The organism is Agromyces sp. NDB4Y10 (genome assembly GCF_001620055.1).
Classification (GTDB): Bacteria; Actinomycetota; Actinomycetes; order Actinomycetales; family Microbacteriaceae; genus Agromyces; species Agromyces indicus.
Genome location: NZ_LQGY01000062.1, coordinates 14,183 through 34,981, shown reverse-complemented (window position 1 = coordinate 34,981; position 20,799 = coordinate 14,183). Strand labels below are relative to the sequence as shown.

Annotated in this window: 19 protein-coding genes, 1 tRNA gene and 1 pseudogene; 7 read left to right on the top strand and 14 right to left on the bottom strand. The window is 70.4% G+C overall.

The window, feature by feature from the left end:
* The 5 genes and pseudogenes from AVP42_RS16960 to AVP42_RS16775 all read right to left on the bottom strand — a co-directional run.
* Positions 1 to 237: pseudogene (locus AVP42_RS16960) on the bottom strand (hypothetical protein); the annotation flags it as partial.
* A 307-nt stretch (positions 238 to 544) separates the two neighbouring features.
* On the bottom strand, positions 545 to 1,375 hold the full coding sequence (locus AVP42_RS14720) for an inositol monophosphatase family protein (RefSeq protein WP_067950357.1): 831 nt from the start codon (positions 1,373 to 1,375) through the stop codon (positions 545 to 547).
* A 123-nt stretch (positions 1,376 to 1,498) separates the two neighbouring features.
* Positions 1,499 to 1,583: transfer RNA gene (locus AVP42_RS14715), tRNA-Tyr, on the bottom strand.
* Positions 1,584 to 1,732: 149 nt separating this feature from the next.
* On the bottom strand, positions 1,733 to 2,386 hold the full coding sequence (locus tag AVP42_RS14710; protein ID WP_197467040.1) for a PH domain-containing protein: 654 nt from the start codon (positions 2,384 to 2,386) through the stop codon (positions 1,733 to 1,735).
* 19 nt (positions 2,387 to 2,405) lie between these two features.
* A complete protein-coding gene (locus AVP42_RS16775) occupies positions 2,406 to 2,573 on the bottom strand; it encodes a hypothetical protein (protein WP_197467039.1) in 168 nt (55 codons plus the stop codon).
* Positions 2,574 to 2,748: 175 nt separating this feature from the next.
* On the opposite strand from AVP42_RS16775, the gene AVP42_RS14705 reads away from it, so the two are divergent.
* Positions 2,749 to 3,771: a LacI family DNA-binding transcriptional regulator gene (locus AVP42_RS14705; protein WP_067950355.1), complete on the top strand. Its 1,023-nt coding sequence runs from the start codon at positions 2,749 to 2,751 to the stop codon at positions 3,769 to 3,771.
* Between the two features lie 27 nt (positions 3,772 to 3,798).
* Here AVP42_RS14705 and AVP42_RS14700 read toward each other — a convergent pair whose 3' ends face one another.
* Positions 3,799 to 4,950, bottom strand: coding sequence for an ROK family transcriptional regulator (locus AVP42_RS14700; protein ID WP_067950353.1), 1,152 nt, complete (start codon positions 4,948 to 4,950; stop codon positions 3,799 to 3,801).
* Between the two features lie 120 nt (positions 4,951 to 5,070).
* Between AVP42_RS14700 and AVP42_RS14695 the strand changes: the two genes are divergently transcribed.
* The 6 genes from AVP42_RS14695 (at position 5,071) to AVP42_RS14670 (ending at position 12,776) form a co-directional block, all read left to right on the top strand.
* Entirely contained in the window at positions 5,071 to 7,197 is a 2,127-nt protein-coding gene (locus tag AVP42_RS14695; RefSeq protein ID WP_067950351.1) for an alpha-galactosidase, read from the top strand.
* A gap of 31 nt (positions 7,198 to 7,228) precedes the next feature.
* On the top strand, positions 7,229 to 8,557 hold the full coding sequence (locus AVP42_RS14690; RefSeq protein ID WP_082847318.1) for an ABC transporter substrate-binding protein: 1,329 nt from the start codon (positions 7,229 to 7,231) through the stop codon (positions 8,555 to 8,557).
* Position 8,558: 1 nt separating this feature from the next.
* Positions 8,559 to 9,494 (top strand): carbohydrate ABC transporter permease, encoded by a 936-nt coding sequence (locus AVP42_RS14685; protein ID WP_082847317.1) that lies wholly within the window; start codon positions 8,559 to 8,561, stop codon positions 9,492 to 9,494.
* Positions 9,494 to 10,411, top strand: coding sequence for a carbohydrate ABC transporter permease (locus AVP42_RS14680; protein WP_067950350.1), 918 nt, complete (start codon positions 9,494 to 9,496; stop codon positions 10,409 to 10,411). Before AVP42_RS14685 ends, AVP42_RS14680 begins: the two co-directional genes overlap by 1 nt.
* Before the next feature lie 102 nt (positions 10,412 to 10,513).
* Complete coding sequence (locus AVP42_RS14675; RefSeq protein ID WP_067950367.1) at positions 10,514 to 12,205, top strand: glycoside hydrolase family 13 protein; 1,692 nt, start codon at positions 10,514 to 10,516, stop codon at positions 12,203 to 12,205.
* Between the two features lie 82 nt (positions 12,206 to 12,287).
* Positions 12,288 to 12,776 (top strand): YajQ family cyclic di-GMP-binding protein, encoded by a 489-nt coding sequence (locus AVP42_RS14670; RefSeq protein ID WP_067950348.1) that lies wholly within the window; start codon positions 12,288 to 12,290, stop codon positions 12,774 to 12,776.
* On the opposite strand, the gene AVP42_RS14665 is transcribed toward AVP42_RS14670, so the two are convergent.
* Genes AVP42_RS14665 through AVP42_RS14630 form a run of 8 tightly spaced genes read right to left on the bottom strand, consistent with a single transcriptional unit; the run spans position 12,763 to position 20,792 of the window.
* Positions 12,763 to 13,872, bottom strand: coding sequence for an alpha/beta hydrolase (locus AVP42_RS14665; protein WP_231878653.1), 1,110 nt, complete (start codon positions 13,870 to 13,872; stop codon positions 12,763 to 12,765). The genes AVP42_RS14670 and AVP42_RS14665 overlap by 14 nt on opposite strands.
* A 48-nt stretch (positions 13,873 to 13,920) precedes the next feature.
* Positions 13,921 to 14,787, bottom strand: a complete 867-nt coding sequence (locus tag AVP42_RS14660) for a type II secretion system F family protein (protein ID WP_067950346.1) — start codon at positions 14,785 to 14,787, stop codon at positions 13,921 to 13,923.
* The gene (locus tag AVP42_RS14655) at positions 14,787 to 15,740 is read right to left on the bottom strand and encodes a type II secretion system F family protein (RefSeq protein ID WP_067950344.1); all 954 of its coding nucleotides are present in this window, start codon (positions 15,738 to 15,740) and stop codon (positions 14,787 to 14,789) included. Before AVP42_RS14655 ends, AVP42_RS14660 begins: the two co-directional genes overlap by 1 nt.
* Complete coding sequence (locus AVP42_RS14650) at positions 15,737 to 17,272, bottom strand: CpaF family protein (protein WP_067950342.1); 1,536 nt, start codon at positions 17,270 to 17,272, stop codon at positions 15,737 to 15,739. Before AVP42_RS14650 ends, AVP42_RS14655 begins: the two co-directional genes overlap by 4 nt.
* Entirely contained in the window at positions 17,259 to 18,668 is a 1,410-nt protein-coding gene (locus AVP42_RS14645; RefSeq protein ID WP_067950339.1) for an AAA family ATPase, read from the bottom strand. The genes AVP42_RS14650 and AVP42_RS14645 overlap by 14 nt, the downstream gene beginning before the upstream one ends.
* 2 nt (positions 18,669 to 18,670) lie before the next feature.
* Complete coding sequence (locus tag AVP42_RS14640; RefSeq protein ID WP_067950337.1) at positions 18,671 to 19,423, bottom strand: Flp pilus assembly protein CpaB; 753 nt, start codon at positions 19,421 to 19,423, stop codon at positions 18,671 to 18,673.
* A 35-nt stretch (positions 19,424 to 19,458) separates the two neighbouring features.
* Positions 19,459 to 20,406 carry a pilus assembly protein TadG-related protein gene (locus AVP42_RS14635; RefSeq protein ID WP_197467038.1) on the bottom strand — a complete coding sequence of 316 codons (948 nt, stop codon included), beginning with the start codon at positions 20,404 to 20,406 and terminating at the stop codon, positions 19,459 to 19,461.
* Positions 20,403 to 20,792 carry a TadE/TadG family type IV pilus assembly protein gene (locus AVP42_RS14630; protein ID WP_067950333.1) on the bottom strand — a complete coding sequence of 130 codons (390 nt, stop codon included), beginning with the start codon at positions 20,790 to 20,792 and terminating at the stop codon, positions 20,403 to 20,405. The genes AVP42_RS14635 and AVP42_RS14630 overlap by 4 nt, the downstream gene beginning before the upstream one ends.
* Positions 20,793 to 20,799: the final 7 nt, after the last annotated feature.

Sequence of the window (20,799 nt, the reverse complement as noted above, 5' to 3'; positions counted from 1 at the left end):
CAGCGTCTCGGCCTCGCGGCGGAGGCGGCGCGAGCTCGCGGCCGGAGCGGCCGGGGCGGCCGGCGCGACCGGGGCTGCGGGCGCCTCACGACGGTCGCGCGGACGCAGCGGCCCCGTGGCATCCGCTCGGCCCGACATCGAGGGCGACCCCGTCGAGGACGGCGCGGGCGCTGCCCCACGGCCCGGGAGGAACGACTCGAACGAGGCTCCCCCGGAGACGCCGAAGGCCGAGTCCATGCCGGCCCGAGGGCCGGCCGGCTCGGCCGACGAGGTGGAGCGGTCCCGCAGTTCGCGACGGGTCAGGGGTCGCTCAGGCCGCGAATGGGCCTGAGTGCCTGGCGTGGAACCGTCGGGCACGAGGGGGGTCTCGGGCACGTGGGGGGACTTTCGGCTCGGGATCGGGGGACCTTCGGCCGCGCACCTTCGAACGCGGTCGAAGGTCACGGATCGATAAAGCGTAACCGCTTCGTCGCCGCGGCGCCATGTCGGTGTGCGAACGCGTGTCGCGCGTGGACTCCCCTGTGGAGAACCCGGCGCCGCAGGCTCAGTCGGCCGGCACGCCAGCGTCGTGCAGCAGCGCGGCGAGCTGGTCGAACACCGACGGCGCCGCGGCGAGCAGCAGTCGCTCGTTCTCGCGCCCTCCGTCGGGCCCGCCGACGCGGCCGCCCGCCTCGCGCACGATCAGCGCGCCCGCGGCGTGATCCCACGGGTTCAGGCCCTGTTCGTAGAACGCGTCGAGCCGGCCCGCGGCGACCGCGCCGAGGTCGAGCGCGGCCGATCCGATTCGGCGGATGTCGCGCACGCGCGGCAGCACGTGCAGCAGCGCCTCGGCCTGGCTGCGCCGCCGGTCGACGGCGTACCCGAAGCCGGTGCCGACGAGCGCCTGCGGCAGCGCGACCCCGGTGTTGACCCGCAGCTCGCGGTCGCCGAGGTGCGCGCCGCCGCCCGCCGATGCGGCGAACACCTCCCCCGACACCGGGTTCACGACGACGCCGGCCACCGCGTTCCAGTGCTCCGGGTCGGGCGGCCCGTCGACGACGGCGATGCTCACCGACCAGGCCGGGATGTCGTACAGCAGGTTGACGGTGCCGTCGATCGGGTCGACGACCCAGTTGAGTCCGCTCGTGCCGACGTGCGTGTCGTCCTCCTCGCCGAAGATGCCGTCGTCGGGCCGGGCGTCGAGGATCATCGACCGGATCCGGGCCTCGGTGTCGCGGTCGACGGCGGTGACCACGTCGGTCGGCGTCGACTTCGTCGCCTCCACGGCGATGCCGCGGCGACGTTCCTCGAGCGCGGTCTCGGCGACGGCGAGCGCGATCCGTCGGGCGATGGCGAGCAGGTCTGCGGATGCCGCGTGGCCGGCGTCAGGCGTCATGCCCCCACGCTACGCCCCGCCGCGGCATCCGCCCCGACCACGATCGCCCGTGCACGGACCGCGGCCGGACGCGACATCCGTCGCCGAGAACGACGAAAGCCCCGGCGGACCGGGGCTTTCACGTGGTGGCGAGTGAGGGATTCGAACCCCCGAAGGCTATGCCAGCTGATTTACAGTCAGATCCCTTTGGCCGCTTGGGTAACTCGCCGTACACCCGACCACGTTCCTCACGCGACCGGGGGCCACACAAGGATACCCATGCGGCGGCGTGTCGAGAAATCGAGGCGAGCGGATGCCACGGCGCCCGCGCCGCGCGCGCGGCGGCCGTCCCGGCGCGGCCCGCCGGGCGGCATCCGTTCACAGGTGGATCGGCATCGTGTCGTTCGGGCCGAGCTCGTCGCGTCGGCCGTCGCGGTACTCGTCGGGGCCGACTGGGTGACGCGTCGCGGACGGCTGGAACGCCTGCGGGACGGGCGCGATCGGTTGGGTGCCGCGCACCGGACCGCGGAGGCCTGCGCGGGCGATGACGCGCTGGATGGTGAGGTCGCGCTCGTTGGGCGCCCCGACGTAACGGATCTCCTTGAGCCCCTGGGTCTGCGCGGCCGACTCGAACACGAAGTGGCCGAAGCCGAAGATGCGGCCGACGACCGGTCGGCGCACCGAGATGTCGAGGATTCGCGCGAGCGGCATCGTCGCGATGTTCTGCGTGAGGATGCCGTGCACGCGGAACACGCGCATGTTGGTGATCACGAAGCGGTCCATCTGCGCCTGCAGGATACGCCAGAGGCCCCACACGGCGAGCACCAGGGCGGCGAGGGCCGGCAGCCACCACGCCTGCGGCGGCACCCAGAACGCGATGATCAGCAGCGGCACCGCGGCGACGAGCAGCAGGACCGGCTTGACGATCGCCGCCCAGTGCTTGGCGACCTCGTCGACGATCACCTCGCCCTCGTCGGCGATGAGGAACCGCTCGACCCGCGGGTCGAACAGGCTGCGGGCGTTCGGGGTCACCGGCGGCATCCGTTCGCGGCTACGCGGCGGCCAGCGACGAGAAGAACCGGCCCACCGCCTCGACGCCGCCCCACACGGCGGCGACCGCGCCCTGCACCGCCCCGGCGGCATCCTCCGGACGGGTGATCATGTAGAACAGGGCGAACACGACGACGAGCCCCAGGGCGAGGCGCTTGACCCACTTCACGCGGACTTCCCTTTCATCACGGTGCAGGTGGGCAAGCCTGTCCCCCCGGAGGACGAGCCCTGAACGCTGCTTTCCTACCCCAGTCCGAGGGACGCGGCAATGCGCCACTCCGCGCGGCGATAGGATCGGGTGCCGCCGGCCTGCACCCCGAGCAGTCCGCGGCGGGCGAGGAGCGATGGCCGGCATCGAGGAAGTGGCGAAGCTCGCGGGGGTCTCCACCGCGACCGTCTCGCGTGCCCTGAGCGGCCGCGGTCACGTCTCCCCCACGTCGAAGGCGAAGGTCGAGGAGGCGGCGGCCCTGCTGGGCTACGTCGTGTCGTCGAACGCGTCGAGCCTCGCCTCGGGCCGCACCCGGAACATCGGCGTGGTCATCCCGTTCCTCAACCGGTGGTTCTTCTCGTCGGTGCTCGAGGGCGCCCAGCAGGCGCTGCTGCGCCGCGGGTACGACCTCACGCTCTACAACCTGTCCGGCGACGGGCGCGAGCGCTCGAGCGTGTTCGAGCACTTCCTGCTGCGCCAGCGCGTCGACGCGGTCATCGCCGTTTCCCTCGAGCTCACCGAGCACGAGGTGCAGCGCCTGCACGACCTCGGCAAGCCGCTCGTGGGCGTCGGCGGTCCGATCCCCGGCGTGCGCACCCTGACGATCGACGACGTGGGGGTGGCGCGGCTCGCGACCGAGCACCTCATCGGGCTCGGCCATCGCCGGATCGCGCACATCGGCGGCGACCTCGAATTCGACCTCGACTTCCACCTGCCCACCAACCGACGGCTCGGGTACGAGGCGGCGCTGCGCGAGGTGGGCGTCGAGCCCGACCCGACGCTGTTCGCGCCGGCCGACTTCACCATCCGCGGCGGCTACCACGCGGCGAAGCAGCTGCTCGGGCGCCCCCACGACCGGCCGACGGGGATCTTCGCGGCATCCGACGAGATGGCGATCGGGTCGATCCTCGCCGCGCGCGACCTCGGGCTGGTCGTGCCCCGCGACGTGTCGATCATCGGCATCGACGACTACGACCTCTCCGACTTCTTCGGCCTGTCGACGGTCGCGCAGTTCCCGCGCGGCCAGGGCGAGCAGGCCGTCGAGATCCTCATGGAGCAGCTCGAGCCGGGGCCGGATGCCGCACCCGGGGCGTCGATGACGCAGTTGCCGTTCGAGCTGCGCGTGCGCTCCTCGACCGCCACCCCGCCCGAGCTCTGACCGGCCCCGCGCGTCGGGGCGGGTGCGTCAGGCGGGGAGGCGCAGGCGCGCGAGCGCGCCCTGGATGGCGACGGCGGCCGCGCCGCGCGCCCACGGGTCGAAGCCCGTGTCGTCGACGTGCACGACGACCTCGGACGCCTCGGGGTCGCGGTCCGCGGCGAGCGCGGCGAGCGCCGTGTCGCCCGCGACCGACCACAGTCCGACGCCCTCCCCTGAGAGCACGATCGCGTCGACCATGGCGAGGTTGGCGATGTAGCCCATCATGCGGCCGAGCGAGCGGCCCGCGGCATCCGTCACCGAACGGGCGAGCGGATGCCGCGCCGCGGCGAGTTCGATCACCTCGTCGTAGCCGATCTCGCGCCCGAGGGCGATGCCGACCTGCGCGCAGATGCTGGGGATCGAGAGCATCGCGGTCGAGCATCCTCGGTGACCGTCCACGCAGAGCGGGCCGCTGGGGTCGAGGGGCAGGTGGCCGCCGAGGCCGAGGCCCGTGTCGGGCGTGGTGACGACCCGGTCGTGCATGACGAGTCCGTAGCCGACGCCGGCGCCGACGGTGACGACGGCGAACGCGTCGCGCCCTCGGGCTGGGCCGAACCACTGTTCGGCGGTGGTGAGCGCGGTCACGTCGTTCTCGACGTCGACGGGCAGGCCGAGGCGTGCTTCGAGGAGGTCGGCGAGCGCGACGTCGCGCCAGCCGAGGAACGGGGCGCGGGTGACGACGCGCTGGTCGGCGACGTTGCCGCCGACGCTGACGCCGAGGCCGGACACCCTCGGGAGGTCGGGCCCCTCGGCGGCGAGCAGGGTCTCGACGAGGTCGCCGATGACGCCGACGACCGCGCGGGGGTCGTGCCGGTCGAGCGCGCGTTCCTCGCGCGCGACCGCGGTGGCGCGCAGGTCGGTGAGCACGGCATGGGCGGCGTCGCCGCTGAGCTTCACGCCGACGAATCGGCGGGCGTCGGCGCGCACGTCGAGCGGGCGGGCGGGCCGGCCGGTGGCGCCCTGCACGAGGTCGGGTGCCTCGACGAACAGGCCGCGGTCGAGGAACGGCTTCGACAGGCGGGTGAGGCTCGCGGGCGACAGGCCGAGGCGGCGGCCGAGGTCGGCGCGGGAGATCGGGCCGTGGATGAGCACCTGGCGGGCCAGTTCTCGCGCGGAGCCGCCGAGTTCGACCTGCGTCATCGCCGCCCTCCATCGCCGTGGTTCGTTCCATCTTGACACGAACGTACCTACGAAACACGGCTGCGACGCCGAGCGCAACGGGATTGACAGATCATTTATTTCTGTCATAGAAAGAACGTCATGCAGCGCGGCACCGACCCGATCCACCTCCGCAACGGCGGCACCAGCGTGGTGCTCTCCCTCGACCACGCGCCCCTCCCCGCGATCGTGCACTGGGGACCCGACCTCGGCGAGGTGGGCGCCGACGAGCTCGCGGCCATGGCCCTCGCGGCGATCCCCCAGCGCGTCTCCGGCGGCATCGACGTACCCGCCGCCCTCACCCTCATCCCGCAGGAGTCGTCGGGGTGGCTCGGCACCCCCGGTCTCGCGGGCCACCGCGACGGCCGCGACTTCTCGACGCGCCTCGCGACCGTCGACGTGCAGACGGATGCCGCCACCGCGACGATCACCGCCCGCGACGACGCCGCCGGCCTCGAGGCGACCATCGAACTCGAGGTGACCGCCTCAGGCCTGTTCCGGCAGCGCATCACCCTGCGGAACCTCGCGGACGCGCCCTACTCGGTCGTCGCGCTCACCCCGTTCTTCCCCATGCCCGCCACCGCCGACCAACTCCTCGACACCACCGGGCGCCACCTCCGCGAGCGGTCGCCGCAGCGCCACGAGTTCACGATCGGCACGCACCTGCGCGAGAGCCGCCGTGGGCGGCCCGGCGCCGACGCGAGCCTGGTCATCGCCGCGGGCCGCCGCGGATTCGGCTTCGAACGCGGGATGGTCCACGCCGTGCACACCGCCTGGAGCGGCAACCACCGCCTCCTCGCCGAGCGCCTGCCCACGGGCGAGTCCTCCCTCGGCGCGGGCGAGCTGCTGGCCCCCGGCGAGGTCGTCCTCGAGCAGGACGAGTCGTACGCGACGCCGTGGGCGATCGGCTCGTGGGGCGACGGGCTGACCGAGCTGTCGAGCCGGTTCCACCGCGAACTGCGCGCGCGTCCGCAGCATCCGCGCCGCCCCCGCCCGGTCACGCTCAACACGTGGGAGGCCGTGTACTTCGACCACGACCGCGAGAAGATCGACGAGCTGGCCCGGCGTGCGGCATCCGTCGGCGTCGAGCGGTTCGTGCTCGATGACGGATGGTTCCTCGGCCGCCGCGACGACACCGCGGGCCTCGGCGACTGGTGGGTCGACGAGACCGTGTGGCCCGACGGGCTCGGTCCGCTCATCGAGACGGTCACGTCGCTCGGCATGGAGTTCGGCCTGTGGGTCGAGCCCGAGATGGTGAACCTCGACTCCGAACTCGCCCGCAACCACCCCGACTGGATCCTCCGCGGTCGCGACGACCTGCCCGTGCCCGCGCGCCAGCAGTACGTGGTCGACCTCGCCAATCCCGACGCCTGGCAGTACCTGCTCGCGCGGCTCGACGCGCTGCTCGCCGAGTACGACATCGCCTACCTCAAGTGGGACCACAACCGCGACCTGCTCGAGGCCGGCAGCGCCCACACCGGCCGCGCGCGCGTGCACGAGAACGTGCAGGCGCTGTACCGGCTGCTCGCCGAGCTCAAGCGCCGCCACCCCGGACTCGAGATCGAGTCGTGCGCGTCGGGCGGCGCGCGCGTCGACCTCGGGATCCTCGAGCACACCGACCGCATCTGGACGAGCGACACCCTCGACCCCATCGAGCGCCTCCAGATCCAGCGCTACACCGGGATCCTCGTGCCGACGGAAATGATGGGCGCCCACCTGACGAGCCCCGAGGTGCACACCACGGGCCGCACCGTGCAGCTCGACACGAGCGCCGGCGTCGCCCTGTTCGGGCACTTCGGCGTCGAATGGGACCTGACGACCCTCGACGACGCCGGGCTCGCCCGCGTGCGCGAATGGGTCGACCTCCACAAGCGGCACCGCGCGCTCATCCACACCGGCACGCTCGTGCACGGCGACACCCGCGACGACACCACCGACGTGCGCGGCGTGGTCGCGGGCGACGCGGCATCCGCGCTCTTCACGTTCACGCAGGTGACCACCAGCGTGACCCACCCGCCCGGCCGCTTCACGCTGCCGGGCCTCGACCCGGACCGCAGGTACGCGGTGCGGATCGCCGCCGGACGCTTGGACCACGGCCCCGGCCAGTCCACGCTCCCCTGGGCCGAGCAGCCGATCGTGCTGACCGGCCGGCAACTGGGCACCGCGGGCCTGCAGGCCCCGGTGCTCTTCCCCGGGCAGCTCGTGCTGCTCGAGCTCACCACCGCCTGACGCTCAACCCGAACGCGCAAGGAGGCGCACGATGAGGGACCAGACCATCCGCACGCATTCGCACCGGAGACGGCGAGGTCGGCGACGAGCGCCCGTCGCCGCGGCATCCGTCGCCCTCACCGCCGCCGCGAGCCTGCTGCTCGCCGGGTGCGCGACCGGCGACGCGGGCGACGGCCGGACGCAGCTCGACTTCTTCCAGTTCAAGGGCGAGGCGCTCGAGGACTTCCAGCAGATCATCGACGACTTCGAGGCCGAGAACCCCGACATCGACGTGGTGCAGAACCAGGTCGCCGACGCCGACACGCTGATCCGCACGCTCCTGGTGAAGGACCGCACGCCCGACGTCATCACGCTGAACGCCAACGGGAACTTCGGCCGCCTCGCGCAGGCCGGGGTCTTCCACGACTTCAGCGACGATCCCGTACTCGAGACCATCAACCCGGCGGTGCAGGAGATCCTCGCGGACCTCGGCACGTTCGGCGACGAGGTCAACGGCCTCGGCTACGTCAACAACGCCAACGGCATCATCTACAACATCGACATCTTCGAGGAGCAGGGCATCGAGGTCCCCGAGACCTTCGACGAGCTCATCCAGGTGTGCGAGCAGTTGCAGGATGCCGGGATCACGCCGTTCTACGGCACGCTCGGCGATGCGTGGACGACGCTGCCGTCGTTCAACGGCCTCGGCGCCTACCCGGCGCAGGAGGGGTTCTTCGACGAGATGCGCGAGGAGGGCGCCGACGTCGGCCCCGACTCGTCGGTCTCGTTCGAGCAGGACTACCCGGAGGTGCTCGACCGGCAGGCGCAGCTCTACTCGTACGCGCAGGAGGGCTACCGCGGCCGCACCTACGACGACGGCAACGCGGCGTTCGCCAACGGCGACGCGGCGATGTACATGCAGGGCATCTGGGCGGTGAACCCGATCAAGGGCGTGAACGAGGAGATCAACCTGGGGATCTTCCCCTACCCGACCGACGACCCCGCCGACCGGCTGCTCGTCTCGGGCGTCGACGTCGTCGTGACGATGGGCAAGGACGCGCCGAAGAGCGAGGAGGCCATGCGCTTCATCGAGTACCTCTTCAGCGAGGACGTGATCACGGCCTTCGCGGCGTCGCAGAACATGATCCCCTCGGTGGAGGGCGCCGAGCTCAGCGACGACCCGGCGATCCAGTCGGTCGCGCCGTGGTTCGACGAGGGCCGCATCACCGGCTTCATCGATCACCAGGTGCCGCCCGGCATCCCACTCGACGCGACGGTGCAGCAGGCCCTCTTCACGGGCAATCCGCAGCGCGCGCTCGCCACCCTCGACCGCGAGTGGGCCAAGGTCGCCGCTCGCACGATCCCCGTGACGGGAGAATGACATGAGCACCCTGACCCAGGCGACGCGGTCGTCGACGGGCGGCGGCGGCGCGAAGCGCGCCACCCGGATGCGCTCGGACAGCAGGCGGGCCGCGCCCGCGTACTACTGGATGGTCTGGCCCGCGGTCATCGCGTTCGCGGCCTTCCACACCCTGCCGGTCCTCGTGGGCATCTTCTTCAGCTTCACGAACTACGCCGGCTACGGCGCGTGGAACTTCGTCGGGCTGTCGAACTACGCCAACCTGTTCGGCGACGAACGCGTGCTGCAGGCGTACGGGTTCTCGTTCCTCTTCGCGATCGTCGCGACGATCCTGACGAACGTGTTCTCGCTCGCCATCGCGCTCGGACTGAACGCGAAGATCGTGGGGCGGAACTTCTTCCGCGGCGTGTTCTTCGTGCCCTACGTGCTCGCGATCCTCGTCATCGGCTACGTGTTCCAGTTCTTCTTCGCGAACTCGCTGCCGCAGATCCTGTCGGGCATCCCCGTCTTCCGCGACAACATCCTCACGAATCCCGATCTGGCGTGGACGGCGATCGTGGTGCTCGCGGTCTGGCAGGCGTGCGCGTTCGCGATCATCATCTACCTGTCGGGACTGCAGACGATCCCCGGGGAGCTCTACGAGGCGGCATCCATCGACGGTGCCGGCTCGTGGCGGCAGTTCCGGTCGATCACCTTCCCGCTCATCGGAGCGTTCTTCACCATCAACGTGGTGCTGAGCCTCAAGAGCTTCCTGCAGGTGTTCGACCCGATCGTGGCGCTCACCAACGGCGGGCCGGGCACCTCGACCGAATCGGTGACGCTGCTCATCTTCAAGGGCGGCTTCTCGGGCGGCGAGTTCGCTTACCAGACGGCGAACGCGGTGATCTTCTTCATCGTCATCACGGTCGTCTCGCTCTTCCAGTTCCGGGTCCTTCAGCGCAGAGAGGCCGAATTCTGATGACCACCACCACGACCACGGCGGCGCAGGCCTCCGAGGCGATGCCCGAGGAGCGGGCACGCCGCGGACGCCGCCGCCCCGGACGCGAATCCGACGACACCCGCCGCATCAACTGGTGGGCGACCGCCCTCATCGCGGTGTGCTCGCTCACCGTGCTCATCCCGATGTACCTCGCGGTGGTGGTCGCGCTGAAGACGCCCGACCAGCTCGCGGGCGGCTCGGGCTTCGAGTGGCCGAACCCGATCCGCCTCGAGAACTTCGCCGAGGCCTGGGAGCGCACGAACTTCCCGCAGGCGCTGCTGAACACCGCGTTCATCACCGTCGGCTCGGTGGTGTTCACGCTGCTCACGAGCTCGGTCGTCGCCTACGGCATCGCCCGCAACCTGCACCGGCCGTTCTTCAAGGTCGTGTTCTTCTACCTGCTGGCGGCGCTGTTCATCCCGTTCCCGATCATCATGCTGCCGCTCGTGAAGCAGACGGCGATCCTCGGGATGGACAACCCGGGCGGCCTGATCATCCTGTACACGATCTACGGCCTGTCGCTGAACATCTTCATCTACACCGCCTACATCCGCTCGATCCCGATCGAGCTCGAGGAGGCGGCGCGGGTGGACGGTGCGGGCACCTGGCGGGTGTTCTGGCAGGTGATCTTCCCGCTGCTCATGCCGATGAACGCCACGGTCGGCATCCTCACGTGCGTGTGGGCGTGGAACGACTTCATCATGCCCCTCGTCGTGCTGACCGAACCCGAGCACCGCACGCTGCCGCTCGTGCAATACGTGTTCCAGGGGCAGTTCAACGTCGACTACACGGTCGCGTTCGCGTCGTACCTCATGGCGATGGCCCCGCTGCTCATCATCTACATCTTCAGCCAGCGCTGGGTCATCTCCGGCGTCACGCGAGGATCGATCAAGTAGGGTCCACGGATGCCGCGGAGCGGGCGCATCGCGCACACCGCCGCCCCGCGGCATCCGCTCGACCTCACGTACCGCACCACCCTCGAGAGGAAACCGCACCGCATGACCACCTCGCGCCCGACCACGATCGACGCCGGAACCGTGCTCGCCGCCGACCCGGACTGGTGGCGCCAGGCCGCCGTGTACCAGATCTACCCGCGCAGCTTCGCCGACGCGAACGGCGACGGCATCGGTGACCTGAAGGGGATCACGTCGCGTATCCCGTACCTCGTCGAGCTCGGCGTGGACGCGGTGTGGCTGTCGCCGTTCTACCCGTCGGCGCTCGCCGACGGCGGGTACGACGTCGACGACTACCGCGACGTCGACCCGAAGCTCGGCACGCTGGCGGACTTCGACGAGATGATCGGGGCGCTGCACGCCGCCGGCATCCGCCTGATCGCCGACATCGTGCCGAACCACTCGTCGAACCGGCACGAGTGGTTCCGCGAGGCGCTCGCGTCGCCGCGCGGCTCGGCGGCCCGCGACCGCTACCTCTTCCGCGACGGCGAGGGCCCGGACGGCACGGAGCCGCCGAGCGACTGGCAGTCGATCTTCGGCGGGTCGGCGTGGGAGCCCGTGGGCGACGGGCAGTTCTACCTGCACCTGTTCGCGCGCGAGCAGCCCGACCTGAACTGGGCGAACCGGGAGGTGCGGGACGACTTCCTGCGCACCCTCCGCTTCTGGTCCGACCGCGGGGTCGACGGGTTCCGGGTCGACGTGGCGCACGCGCTCGCGAAGGACCTGACGTACCCCCTGCGCTCGCACGCCGAGCTCGAGGAGATGAAGCTCGCCACCGACGGCTCGCACCCGCTGTGGGATCGCGAGGAGCTCGACGACATCTACGCCGAGTGGCGCGCCGTGTTCGACGAGTACGACCCGCCGCGCATCGCGGTCGCCGAGGCGTGGGTCGCGCCGTCGCGCCGGCACCGCTACGCCGCGCCGACGAGCCTCGGCCAGGCGTTCAACTTCGACCTGCTGCGCGCCAACTTCGACGCCGCCGAGTTCCACGAGATCGTCGACCGCAACATGGCCTTCTCGGCCGAGACGGGTTCGTCGAACACGTGGGTGTTCTCGAACCACGACGTCGTCCGCCACGCGACGCGGTACGGCCTGCCCGACGACCCCGACAACGAGGGCGACGTGGGCCGGCAGTGGCTGCTCGACGGCGGCGACCCGGCCGAGGTCGACACCGAGCGCGGGCTGCGGCGGGCGCGCGCGGCGAGCCTGTTCCTGCTCGGCCTGCCCGGCAGCGCCTACCTGTACCAGGGAGAGGAGCTCGGGCTGCCCGAGGTCGCCGAGATCCCCGGCTCGGAGCGGCAGGACCCGTCCTTCTTCCGCAACGCCGGCGTCGAGGTGGGGCGTGACGGATGCCGCGTGCCGCTGCCCTGGGTCGCCGACGCGCCGTCGTTCGGGTTCGGGCCGTCCGCGGCATCCCACCTTCCGCAGCCGGCGTGGTTCGCGTCGTACGCGGTCGACGTGCAGGCGGACGACCCGACGTCGACCCTGTCGATGTACCGGCGGGCGCTCGCATTGCGGCACGAGCTGCAGGGCACCGAGAAGCTCGCGTGGGTCCAGCTCGACGAGCCGGAGGTGCTCGCGTTCCAGCGCCCCGGCGGCTGGACCGTGGTGACGAACTTCGGCACCTCGCCCGTCGCGCTGCCCGCGGCCCTCGCCGAGCGCGAGCTGGTGCTCGCGAGCGGGCCGCACCGCGACCCGGCGGTGCTGCCCGGCGAGACCACCGTCTGGTACCGCTGACGCGCGGCCGGCGCGCCGGCGATCACCATGGTCGCCAGGTCGGCTCGTGGCATCCGCTCGGCCCCTCGATAGACTGGCCCGCATGGCAGATTCGACGTTCGACATCGTGAGCAAGGTCGACAAGATGGAGGCCGAGAACGCGGTCAACCAGGCCCGCAAGGAGGTCGAGCAGCGCTACGACTTCAAGGGCGTGGGCGCGTCGGTCGAGTGGTCGGGCGAGAAGATCCTGCTGAAGGCGACCTCCGAGGAGCGCGTCAAGGCCGTGCTCGACGTGGTGCAGTCGAAGTTCATCAAGCGCGGCATCTCGCTGAAGTCGCTCGACTCCGGCGAGCCGTACGCGTCGGGCAAGGAGTTCCGCATCGAGATCGCCCTGAAGAACGGCATCTCGCAGGAGAACGCGAAGAAGATCGGCAAGATCATCCGCGACGAGGCCCCGAAGACGGTGAAGTCGCAGATCCAGGGCGACGAGCTGCGCGTCTCGTCGAAGAGCCGCGACGACCTGCAGGAGACCATCCGCCTGCTGAAGGCCGCCGACCTCGACGTCGACCTGCAGTTCGTCAACTTCCGCTAGTCGGGGCGTACCCGCGGAGCCAGCGGGTGATCGCGGCGTAGGCCGCGGCGCGCGCCGGCTCCCGCGACAGGAACACGTCGTGCAGCGCGCCGTCGACCCGCACGACGGTGACCTCCGAGCCGAGGTCGATGGCGTGCCGGGCGATGTCGTCGACGACGAGCACGGTGTCGGAGGTCAGCATCGCGTCATCCCACCGCGGCTGGAACGTCGAACGCGCCGAGAGCAGCGTCAGCACCGGGGCGCCCACGTCGATCCCCGCATCGATCGCCTTGTGCCCGGCGAGGATCGCCGTCAGCCAGGCGGGGTGGATGGGGAAGCCGCGGTCGGGCCGCAGGCGCGCGTCGTACTCCCACTCGCCGTCGAACTGGCGCGAGATCGAGCGCGCGTAGAACCCGCGGTCGATGTTCGGCAGCGGCCGCGAGGGGTTCACGCGCGCGCCGAACTCGATCACCGGCGAGATCGCCTGCCGGCCGATGCTCCGCAACTGGAACTCCAGCCACGGGCTGTTCAGCACGAGCGCCACGGCGCGTCCCCGATTGCGGTCGGCCCAGAGGCTGAGGGTGAGGCCACCGGTCGAGTGCCCCATGAGCACGAGCGGGCGAGCGGATGCGGCGGGGCCGGCCGTGCCGGCGGCATCCGTCGTCGACTCGGGGCGGCCGTGGCCCATCACGGCGAGCGCGGCCTCGATGTCGGCGTCGTACGTCGCGAGGTCGGTGACGTACCCGGGCGTCTGCCCGTCGCGGAGGGAGCGCCCGTACTTGCGCAGGTCGAGCGCGAAGAAACGGGCCCCCGCGTCGGCCCAGAAGCGCGCGATGCCCGGGTTGAAGAAGTAGTCGCTCCACCCGTGCACGTACAGCACGTCGGCGCCGGATGCCGCGGGCGGCTCCTCCGGCTCGGGCGCCGGCTGCCACGGCCAGCGCCATCGCGGCTCGCGCCGCGGCTCGCGCGGCGGCGGGACGTACCGGACGAGCGTCGCGACGACCTCGCCCTCGTCGTCCTCGCCGATCGGCAGGGTGAGCTGTTCGAAGTCCGGGCCGAGGACGTCGGGCGCCCAGCTCGTGCCCTCCGTCATTCCGACGGCCGCGACCGGGTACATGGGGTCAGCCTAGGCAACGGATGCCGCTGCCGCTCGCGCGCTGGCGGATCAGGTGCCGGTGAACGTCCGGATCATCTGCACCGCCGCCGGCGTGAGGATGACGATGAACAGCACCGGGAGGAGACAGAACACGAGCGGGAAGAGGATCTTCACCGTGATCTTCTGCGCCTGCTCCTCAGCTCGCTGGCGCCGCTTCAACCGCATTTCGCCGGCCTGCACGCGAAGCACGTCGCCGAGCGCGATGCCGTAGGCATCGGCCTGGATCACCGCGCGGACGAACCGGCGGAGCTCCTCGATGCTGGTGCGACCCTCAAGCTCGTGGAAGGAGTCACGGCGCGTGCGGCCGATGCTCATGTCCTGCAGCACGCGGATGAGCTCGTCGGCGAGCGGGCCATGCCCACCGCGGGCGGCCTTGGCCATGGCGGCGTCGAAGCCGAGTCCGGCCTCGACGGCGATGGTCATCTGGTCGAGGGTGTCTGGCAGAGCGCGCCGGATCTTGTTCTGCCGGTCGTGCGCCCGACTGTTGATGCGCACGTCGGGGAAGAAGAACAGGATCGCCGTGAGCGCGATGAGCAGCAGGAGCTTCAGCGGGTGGAACCCGGTGAGGAGGATCAGCACGCCGAGGACGAGGCCCATGGTGCCGAGCAGCACCTTCGAGCGCAGGATCCCGGCGACGGACACGCCCGCCGGGCGCCCGGAGTAGATGATCTGCCGCTCGAGCCAGCCGGTGTAGCCCTCGGGCGCCGCGGTGACGAGGCTGCGGCTGACCGAGGGCTGCTGGACGAGCATCGCGCCGTCGGCGCCCGGCTCCTCGACAACGGCCCTGCGGGTCGGGAAGAGCAGGAAGACGAGCACGCCGAGGCCGATCGCGACGGCGGCGACGCCGAAGTAGGCGATGAGGCTCGAGAGTTCCATCAGAATTTCACCTTCACGACGGCGGCGATCCAGATCGTGCCGATGACGAGCAGGATGAACGCGACGATGAGCGCGACGATGCCGAGCAGCGTGCCGAAGAAGGCCGGGTAGAACGTCGGTTGGATGAAGCCCAACACGAAGAACATCAGGATGGGCAGGGCGACGAGAATGATGCCCGAGAGCTTGCCCTCGGCGCTCAGCGACCGCACGTGACGGCGGATCTGGTTGCGCTCGCGGATGGTGCGCCCGACTTGGTCGAGCACCTCCGCCAGGTTGCCGCCGGTCTCGGTGTTGATGCCGACGGCCTGCGCGACCCACTCGAAGTCGTCGCTCTTCATGCGCGAGGCGGTGATGCTGAGCGACTGCGGCAGCGGTCGCCCGAGGCGCGTCTCGTTCACCACGCGGGCCAGCTCCTCGCTCATCGGTGCGTCCGCCTCGGCGGCCACGGCCGCAACGGTGCGCGAGAGCCCGTGGCCGGCGCGGAGTCCACCCGCGATCAGCTGGACCATGTCGTCGACTTGGTCGGCGAACTTCGCCTGCCGGGAGCTCGTGCGCACGATGAGCAGCACCTTCGCCCCGATGGGAGCGACGAGGCCGAAGAGGATCGCGAGCAGCAGCGACATCCCGTTGAGCAAGCCGATCAGGGCGCCGAGGAGCGCCAGCACGCTCGCCGCCGCGATGACGTAAATCAGGAACTGCGACGGCGACGCCTTCATGCCCGCGAGTTCGAGCTCGCGCTCGCCGAACAGGCGCGCGCGTCCGGCGATGGCGCCGTCGACCGCGCCCGTGGCTCGCGTGGACGCCCGGCCCAGGAATGTCGAGCGCTCGACGCCGGGGGCGGTGCGCCGATCGGCTGAGATGCGTGGCGCGGGCGGCGCGATCACCATGAAGAGCAGGATGAGCACCGCCAGCAGGCTCAACACGATTCCCGAGATCAGGAAGATCGGGCTCATCGGATCTCTCCGAGCATCTCACGCCGCGGCACCTGGAAGAGCGTCACGGGGAGCTGGATGCCGTGGTCTGCGATGCGCTCGGCGAAGCGGGGGCGCACGCCGGTCGGCTCCAGCCGACCGAGCAGGCGGCCCTCGGCGTCGAACCCACGGCCGTGGTCGAAGGTGAACGCGTCCTGAAGCGTGACGACCTCCCCCTCCATTCCGTGCACCTCCGTGATGTGGGTCACGCGGCGCACGCCGTCCTTGTGACGGGTGATCTGGACGATGAGGTCGATGGCCGAGGCGATCTGCTCCCGGATGGCGCGGAGCGGCAGGTCCATCCCGGCCATGAGCACCAGCGTTTCCATGCGCGAGACGGCGTCGCGCGGCGAGTTCGCGTGCACGGTCGAGATCGATCCCTCATGACCGGTGTTCATGGCCTGGAGCATGTCGAGGCTTTCGGCGCCGCGGACCTCGCCGACGACGATGCGGTCGGGGCGCATGCGGAGCGAGTTGCGAACCAGGTCGCGGATCGTGATCTCACCACGACCCTCGATGTTCGGCGGACGAGACTCGAGGCGCACGACGTGGTTCTGCTGGAGCTGGAGCTCGACCGCGTCCTCGATGGTGATGATGCGCTCGTCGCCCGGGATGAATCCCGACAGCACGTTCAGGAGCGTCGTCTTACCGGTACCAGTGCCGCCGGAGACCAGGATGTTGAGCTTTGCGCGCACGGCGGCGTCGAGTACTGTCGTCACCTCGCGAGTGAGCGTTCCGAATTCGATGAGGTCGTGGTAGGTGTACGGCGTAGCCGCGAACTTCCGGATGGTGAGCGAGGCGCCGTTCACCGCGAGCGGTGGGATGACGGCGTTGACACGCGAGCCGTCCTCGAGGCGGGCGTCGACGAGCGGCGACGACTCGTCGATGCGGCGGCCGACGCGCGCGACGATGCGCTCGATCACGCGCCGCAGCTGTGGCTCGCCCGTGAAGCGCATTGAGGATTCGAACAGCCGACCGTGGCGCTCGATGTAGATCTGATCGTGGCGGTTGACCATGATCTCGGTGACGGCGTCGTCCGACAGCAGAGTTTCGAGCGGGCCGTAGCCGAGCACGTCGGCGCCGATCTCGTCGATCAGTCGGTTGCGCTCGGAGGTCGTGAGCGCCAGCTGCTCGCCGGCGACGATCTCCGCGAGCTCACGGCGGGCGAGCTCGTGCAGTTGCTGCTCCGTCATGTTCGGGTCGTTCATGCGGCTGCCGATGCGACCGAACAGCTCCTCTGCGGCCTTCTCCTTCACCGGGGCGAGCGCGTCGTGGACCGCGCTCCGCGCGGCCGCGGCTTCGAAGGCCACGAAGGGCACGTCCTCGCGAGGCGGCGTGGCCTCCTCGAGCGGGGCGGCCTGCGCCGGCGGGGCGGCGTCGGTCGCGGGCGCCTCGGGCGCGAGCGGTCCGAGAACCGCGACGGCTTCGGGCTCGGCCGCCGTGGGCGCGATGGCGGCATCCTGTCGGGCGAGCGCCGGCATGCGGGCTGCCCTCAGTCGATCATTGAGGCTCAAGGATCCGCCTCCTTCGTGGGGTTCGGCTTCGTTTCGGAATGTCCTCACGCGCCACGCGAGCGATGAGCTCCTGCAGGGCACGGGCGGCATGGTCGCGAGGGTCGTCGTGCAGGAGCGGACGGCCGCGGTTGCTTGCAAGGACGACGGCGCTGGAGCGAGGCACCTCGACGTCGATCGGCGTTCCGATGATGCTCGCGGCATCCTTCACGGTGAGGCCCGCCATACGGTCGGAGAAGTTCAGCACCATGTGCCGGTTCACCGGCATGAGGCCGAGGGTTGTGAGGAGCGTCAGCTCCGACCGGACAGCCCGGAGGCTCGCGACGGCCATGTTCGACACGACCACTGCGTCGGTGACGTGCTCGAGCACGCTCAGCGTGTGCTCCCCGAGGCCCGGGGTCGTGTCGACGATGACGTAGCGGAAGATGCCGCGCAGCCGGTCGATCAGGGCGCCCAATGAGTACGGCTGGATCTCGTCGCCGAGCTCGGGCGACGGTGCGCTCGCGACGACGAAGAAGCCCGCGGGATGGTGCGTGAAGGTCGTCTTCAGCACCAGCTCGTCCGCCACCGCCTCGGGTGCCACGGCGTCCACGATGGTGTGCGTCGGTTCGAGCGCGAGGGCCACCGTGATGTCGCCGAACTGCAGGTCGCCGTCGACGAGAACCACGGAGTTCGGCGCGTACGGTGCCAGGCCGGCCGCGAGGTTGATGGCAATGGTCGACTTGCCCTGTCCGCCCTTCGGCGCTATCACGGCGAGGGCTTCGCTCCGCACGCTCGGGTCGAGCGGAGGGAAGAGCCATTCGGGCTGTGCGGGCACCGGCTCGGGCTCCGGCTCCGCGGCGGCCGTCGCGAGGATCGCCGCCTCATCGGGCTCGTGCCCGTTCCGGCTCGCCCCGTCGGCGAACGGCAGTGGGCCGAGCGGCGCCTCGGCGGCGACCGCGGCCTCTGCGTCGGACTCGGCCTCGGGCTCCGGTTCGGCAACGACGTCCGGCTCCGGGTCGTCGAAGTCTGACGACTCCGCACGGCCGTGCGTCACGAGCCAGCCGGCGAGCCGGTCGAGCAGATCACGCGTGGTGTCGTCGCTCGCGACGGGGCTGAGAACCGCATGGAGAGAGAGCTCGTCGACCCAGTCCTCCAGGTCTGCGCGCTGCTCGCGGACCACGATGAGTCCGATGTCGGGATACCGCTCGACGAGGCCGCGCGTGAGCTCGCGCGTCTCCTCGAAGTTCAGTACCGGGCCGAGCAGGGCGATCCGGGGCGTCTCGGTGACCAGGTCAAGCACGGCGTCGGCGCCGAAGGACAGGAATTCGCCGGTGACGACGCCGAGGCGCGACCCCAGCAGTGTGCGCAGCCGTGCCTCGTATTCGGAGGATCTACTGACCAGCAGGTAGGTGGACATGATCAGCCCACGTAGATGTTCTCGCCGAATCGGGGAGCGGTGCCGCCCTCATCGGCGGTCTCGGGCTCGAGGGTGAGCCATATGCCGCCATTGCCGTCCTCCTGCTGCTCGGCGGCGTACACGAGTCGCTCGATCTGCGGCGTGCTCGCCGCGATGGTCACCATGATGGTGTTCACCTCGGTCGACGAGCCACTTTCATCGCCCACCGTGACGGTGCTGCCCGGTGTCACTCGCGTGACGAGCATCTTGTGGAACAGGAACTGCGTCACTGCGATGCCGGTGTTGGCGCCGATCCGGTTGGTGTTCGTCGTGTACAAGACGCCGACCGTCGAACCCGGCGTCAGCTCGCCACCGACCACGCGGGCGACCTCGAGCGGAATGGTGACCTCCTGCAGGCCCTCGGGCACTGGGATCTCGCCCTGCGCGGCGAGCACGGCGGGTTCGGCGAAGCGGGAGTTGAGCAACTGCTCACCGGGGAGGATCTTGCTCAGCGCCACGAGCCCAGCGAGGTCCGCGAGGTCGGTGACGCGGTCCTCGTTGGCGTTGCGCTTCGGCATCTGGTCGACGCGAAGGAATTCCTGCACCTCCTCGCCGGCAGTGCCCTGCGGAATCTCGGTCTCGACGATGTAGACGTCTTCGAGTTCGGCGCCCTCCGCCGCGCGTGCGTCGGCACCACGCACGTACGTGACGAGGACGACCGCGCCGATCACGGCGAGCACGAGAGCGAGGACGGCTCCGATGATTCGGGTCTTCATGATGGTGCCTTCTATCCGTAGGGGAGGGGTGGTGCCTATTCGGTGAGCCGGAGCCGGACGATGGTGACGCCGGCGTCGCCGCCATTCCCCAGTTCGAACTCGTCGTCGAAGTCGACGAGCTCGACGAATCGCGCTTGGATGCCACGGCACTGACCGGAGCAGCCCGGCGGGAGCTCGACCCGGTCGTCACCGCTGATGCGGTAGTCGAGCAGTTCGAGCGCGGCGAACGCGACGATGTGGTACTCCGTGTTGTCACCGGTGCCGCGGTACGCGTCGAAGATCGGTACGACCACGGTGGTGCCGATGAGGCTCATGATGTAGTTCTCGGTGCAGCCGCTGCCGCCCGGATTGTTTCCGGTGGTCACGCCGACCCATCCGTCCACGGAGATGTCCGCGCGGCAGTTTGCGGACTCGAGCCAGCCGAAGCCGCCTCGCGCGTCCTGGCAGGCGCTGGCGTTCTGGGCGTTCTGGTCGTAGCGCAGCATGATGAGGTCGCCCTCTTCGGGAGGACTGAGCTCGAACTCGCACTGGTCGATCGCGAGCGCGAGCGTGTTGCCGGCGACCGGCTGTCCCCACTCGGCGGTGGCATCGGCGTCGACCGTGGTCGCGCCTGGCACGATGAGCGACGCGAAGGGGTGCGCGACCGTCACGCCCTCGCTGTTCAGCGTGGAGCTCTCGACTGTCACCTTACCGGCGCGCCCGTTGACCTCGAGATGGGCGATTGCGGCGTTCGCCTGATCGTCGTTGGCATTGAAGCCCGCCATCTCGGTAGCGACGCCGCCCGCGATGCCGCTGCAGCTCGCCGGTTCGGCCGCGCACTCTTGTGCTACGGCGAGGGCAGCGGCGTCGGCGCCGTTCTGGAGCTGACCCTTCTCCCAGTAGAGCATGCCCACGTCCGCGACGACCGCCATGAAGGCGAGGATGGGAATCATCGACAGGGCCACCCATACGGCGACCGTGCCGAGCTCCTTGTCCGACCTCATCCGCCGCATCTCATGCTCCCTACTCCTGCCAACGTGGTCTGGGCACCGATCGCCGCAAGCCATCCGGTAAGGTCCTCGATCGGGGCCTCGACACGGACGGTGATCTCGTCGTCCTCGACGGACTCCGAGCAGGTGGTGGGATAGGTGATCGTGGCGCCGGCCCCCACCATGCCGTTGATACGGGCTTCCGCCTCAGCGATCGCTGCAGCGTCGTCGGGCTCGACCGCGATGATGCGGGCGCCCTCGCGTGCAGCCTGGGTGAGCGTCAACTGCTGGTTGAACACCCATCCGAGGCTGATGATCGCGAGCAGGATGATGAGCAGCAGGGGGACGACGAGTGCGAACTCGACCGCCGCTGCTCCGTCTTCATGCCGACGTCGGGTCATCGGTCAG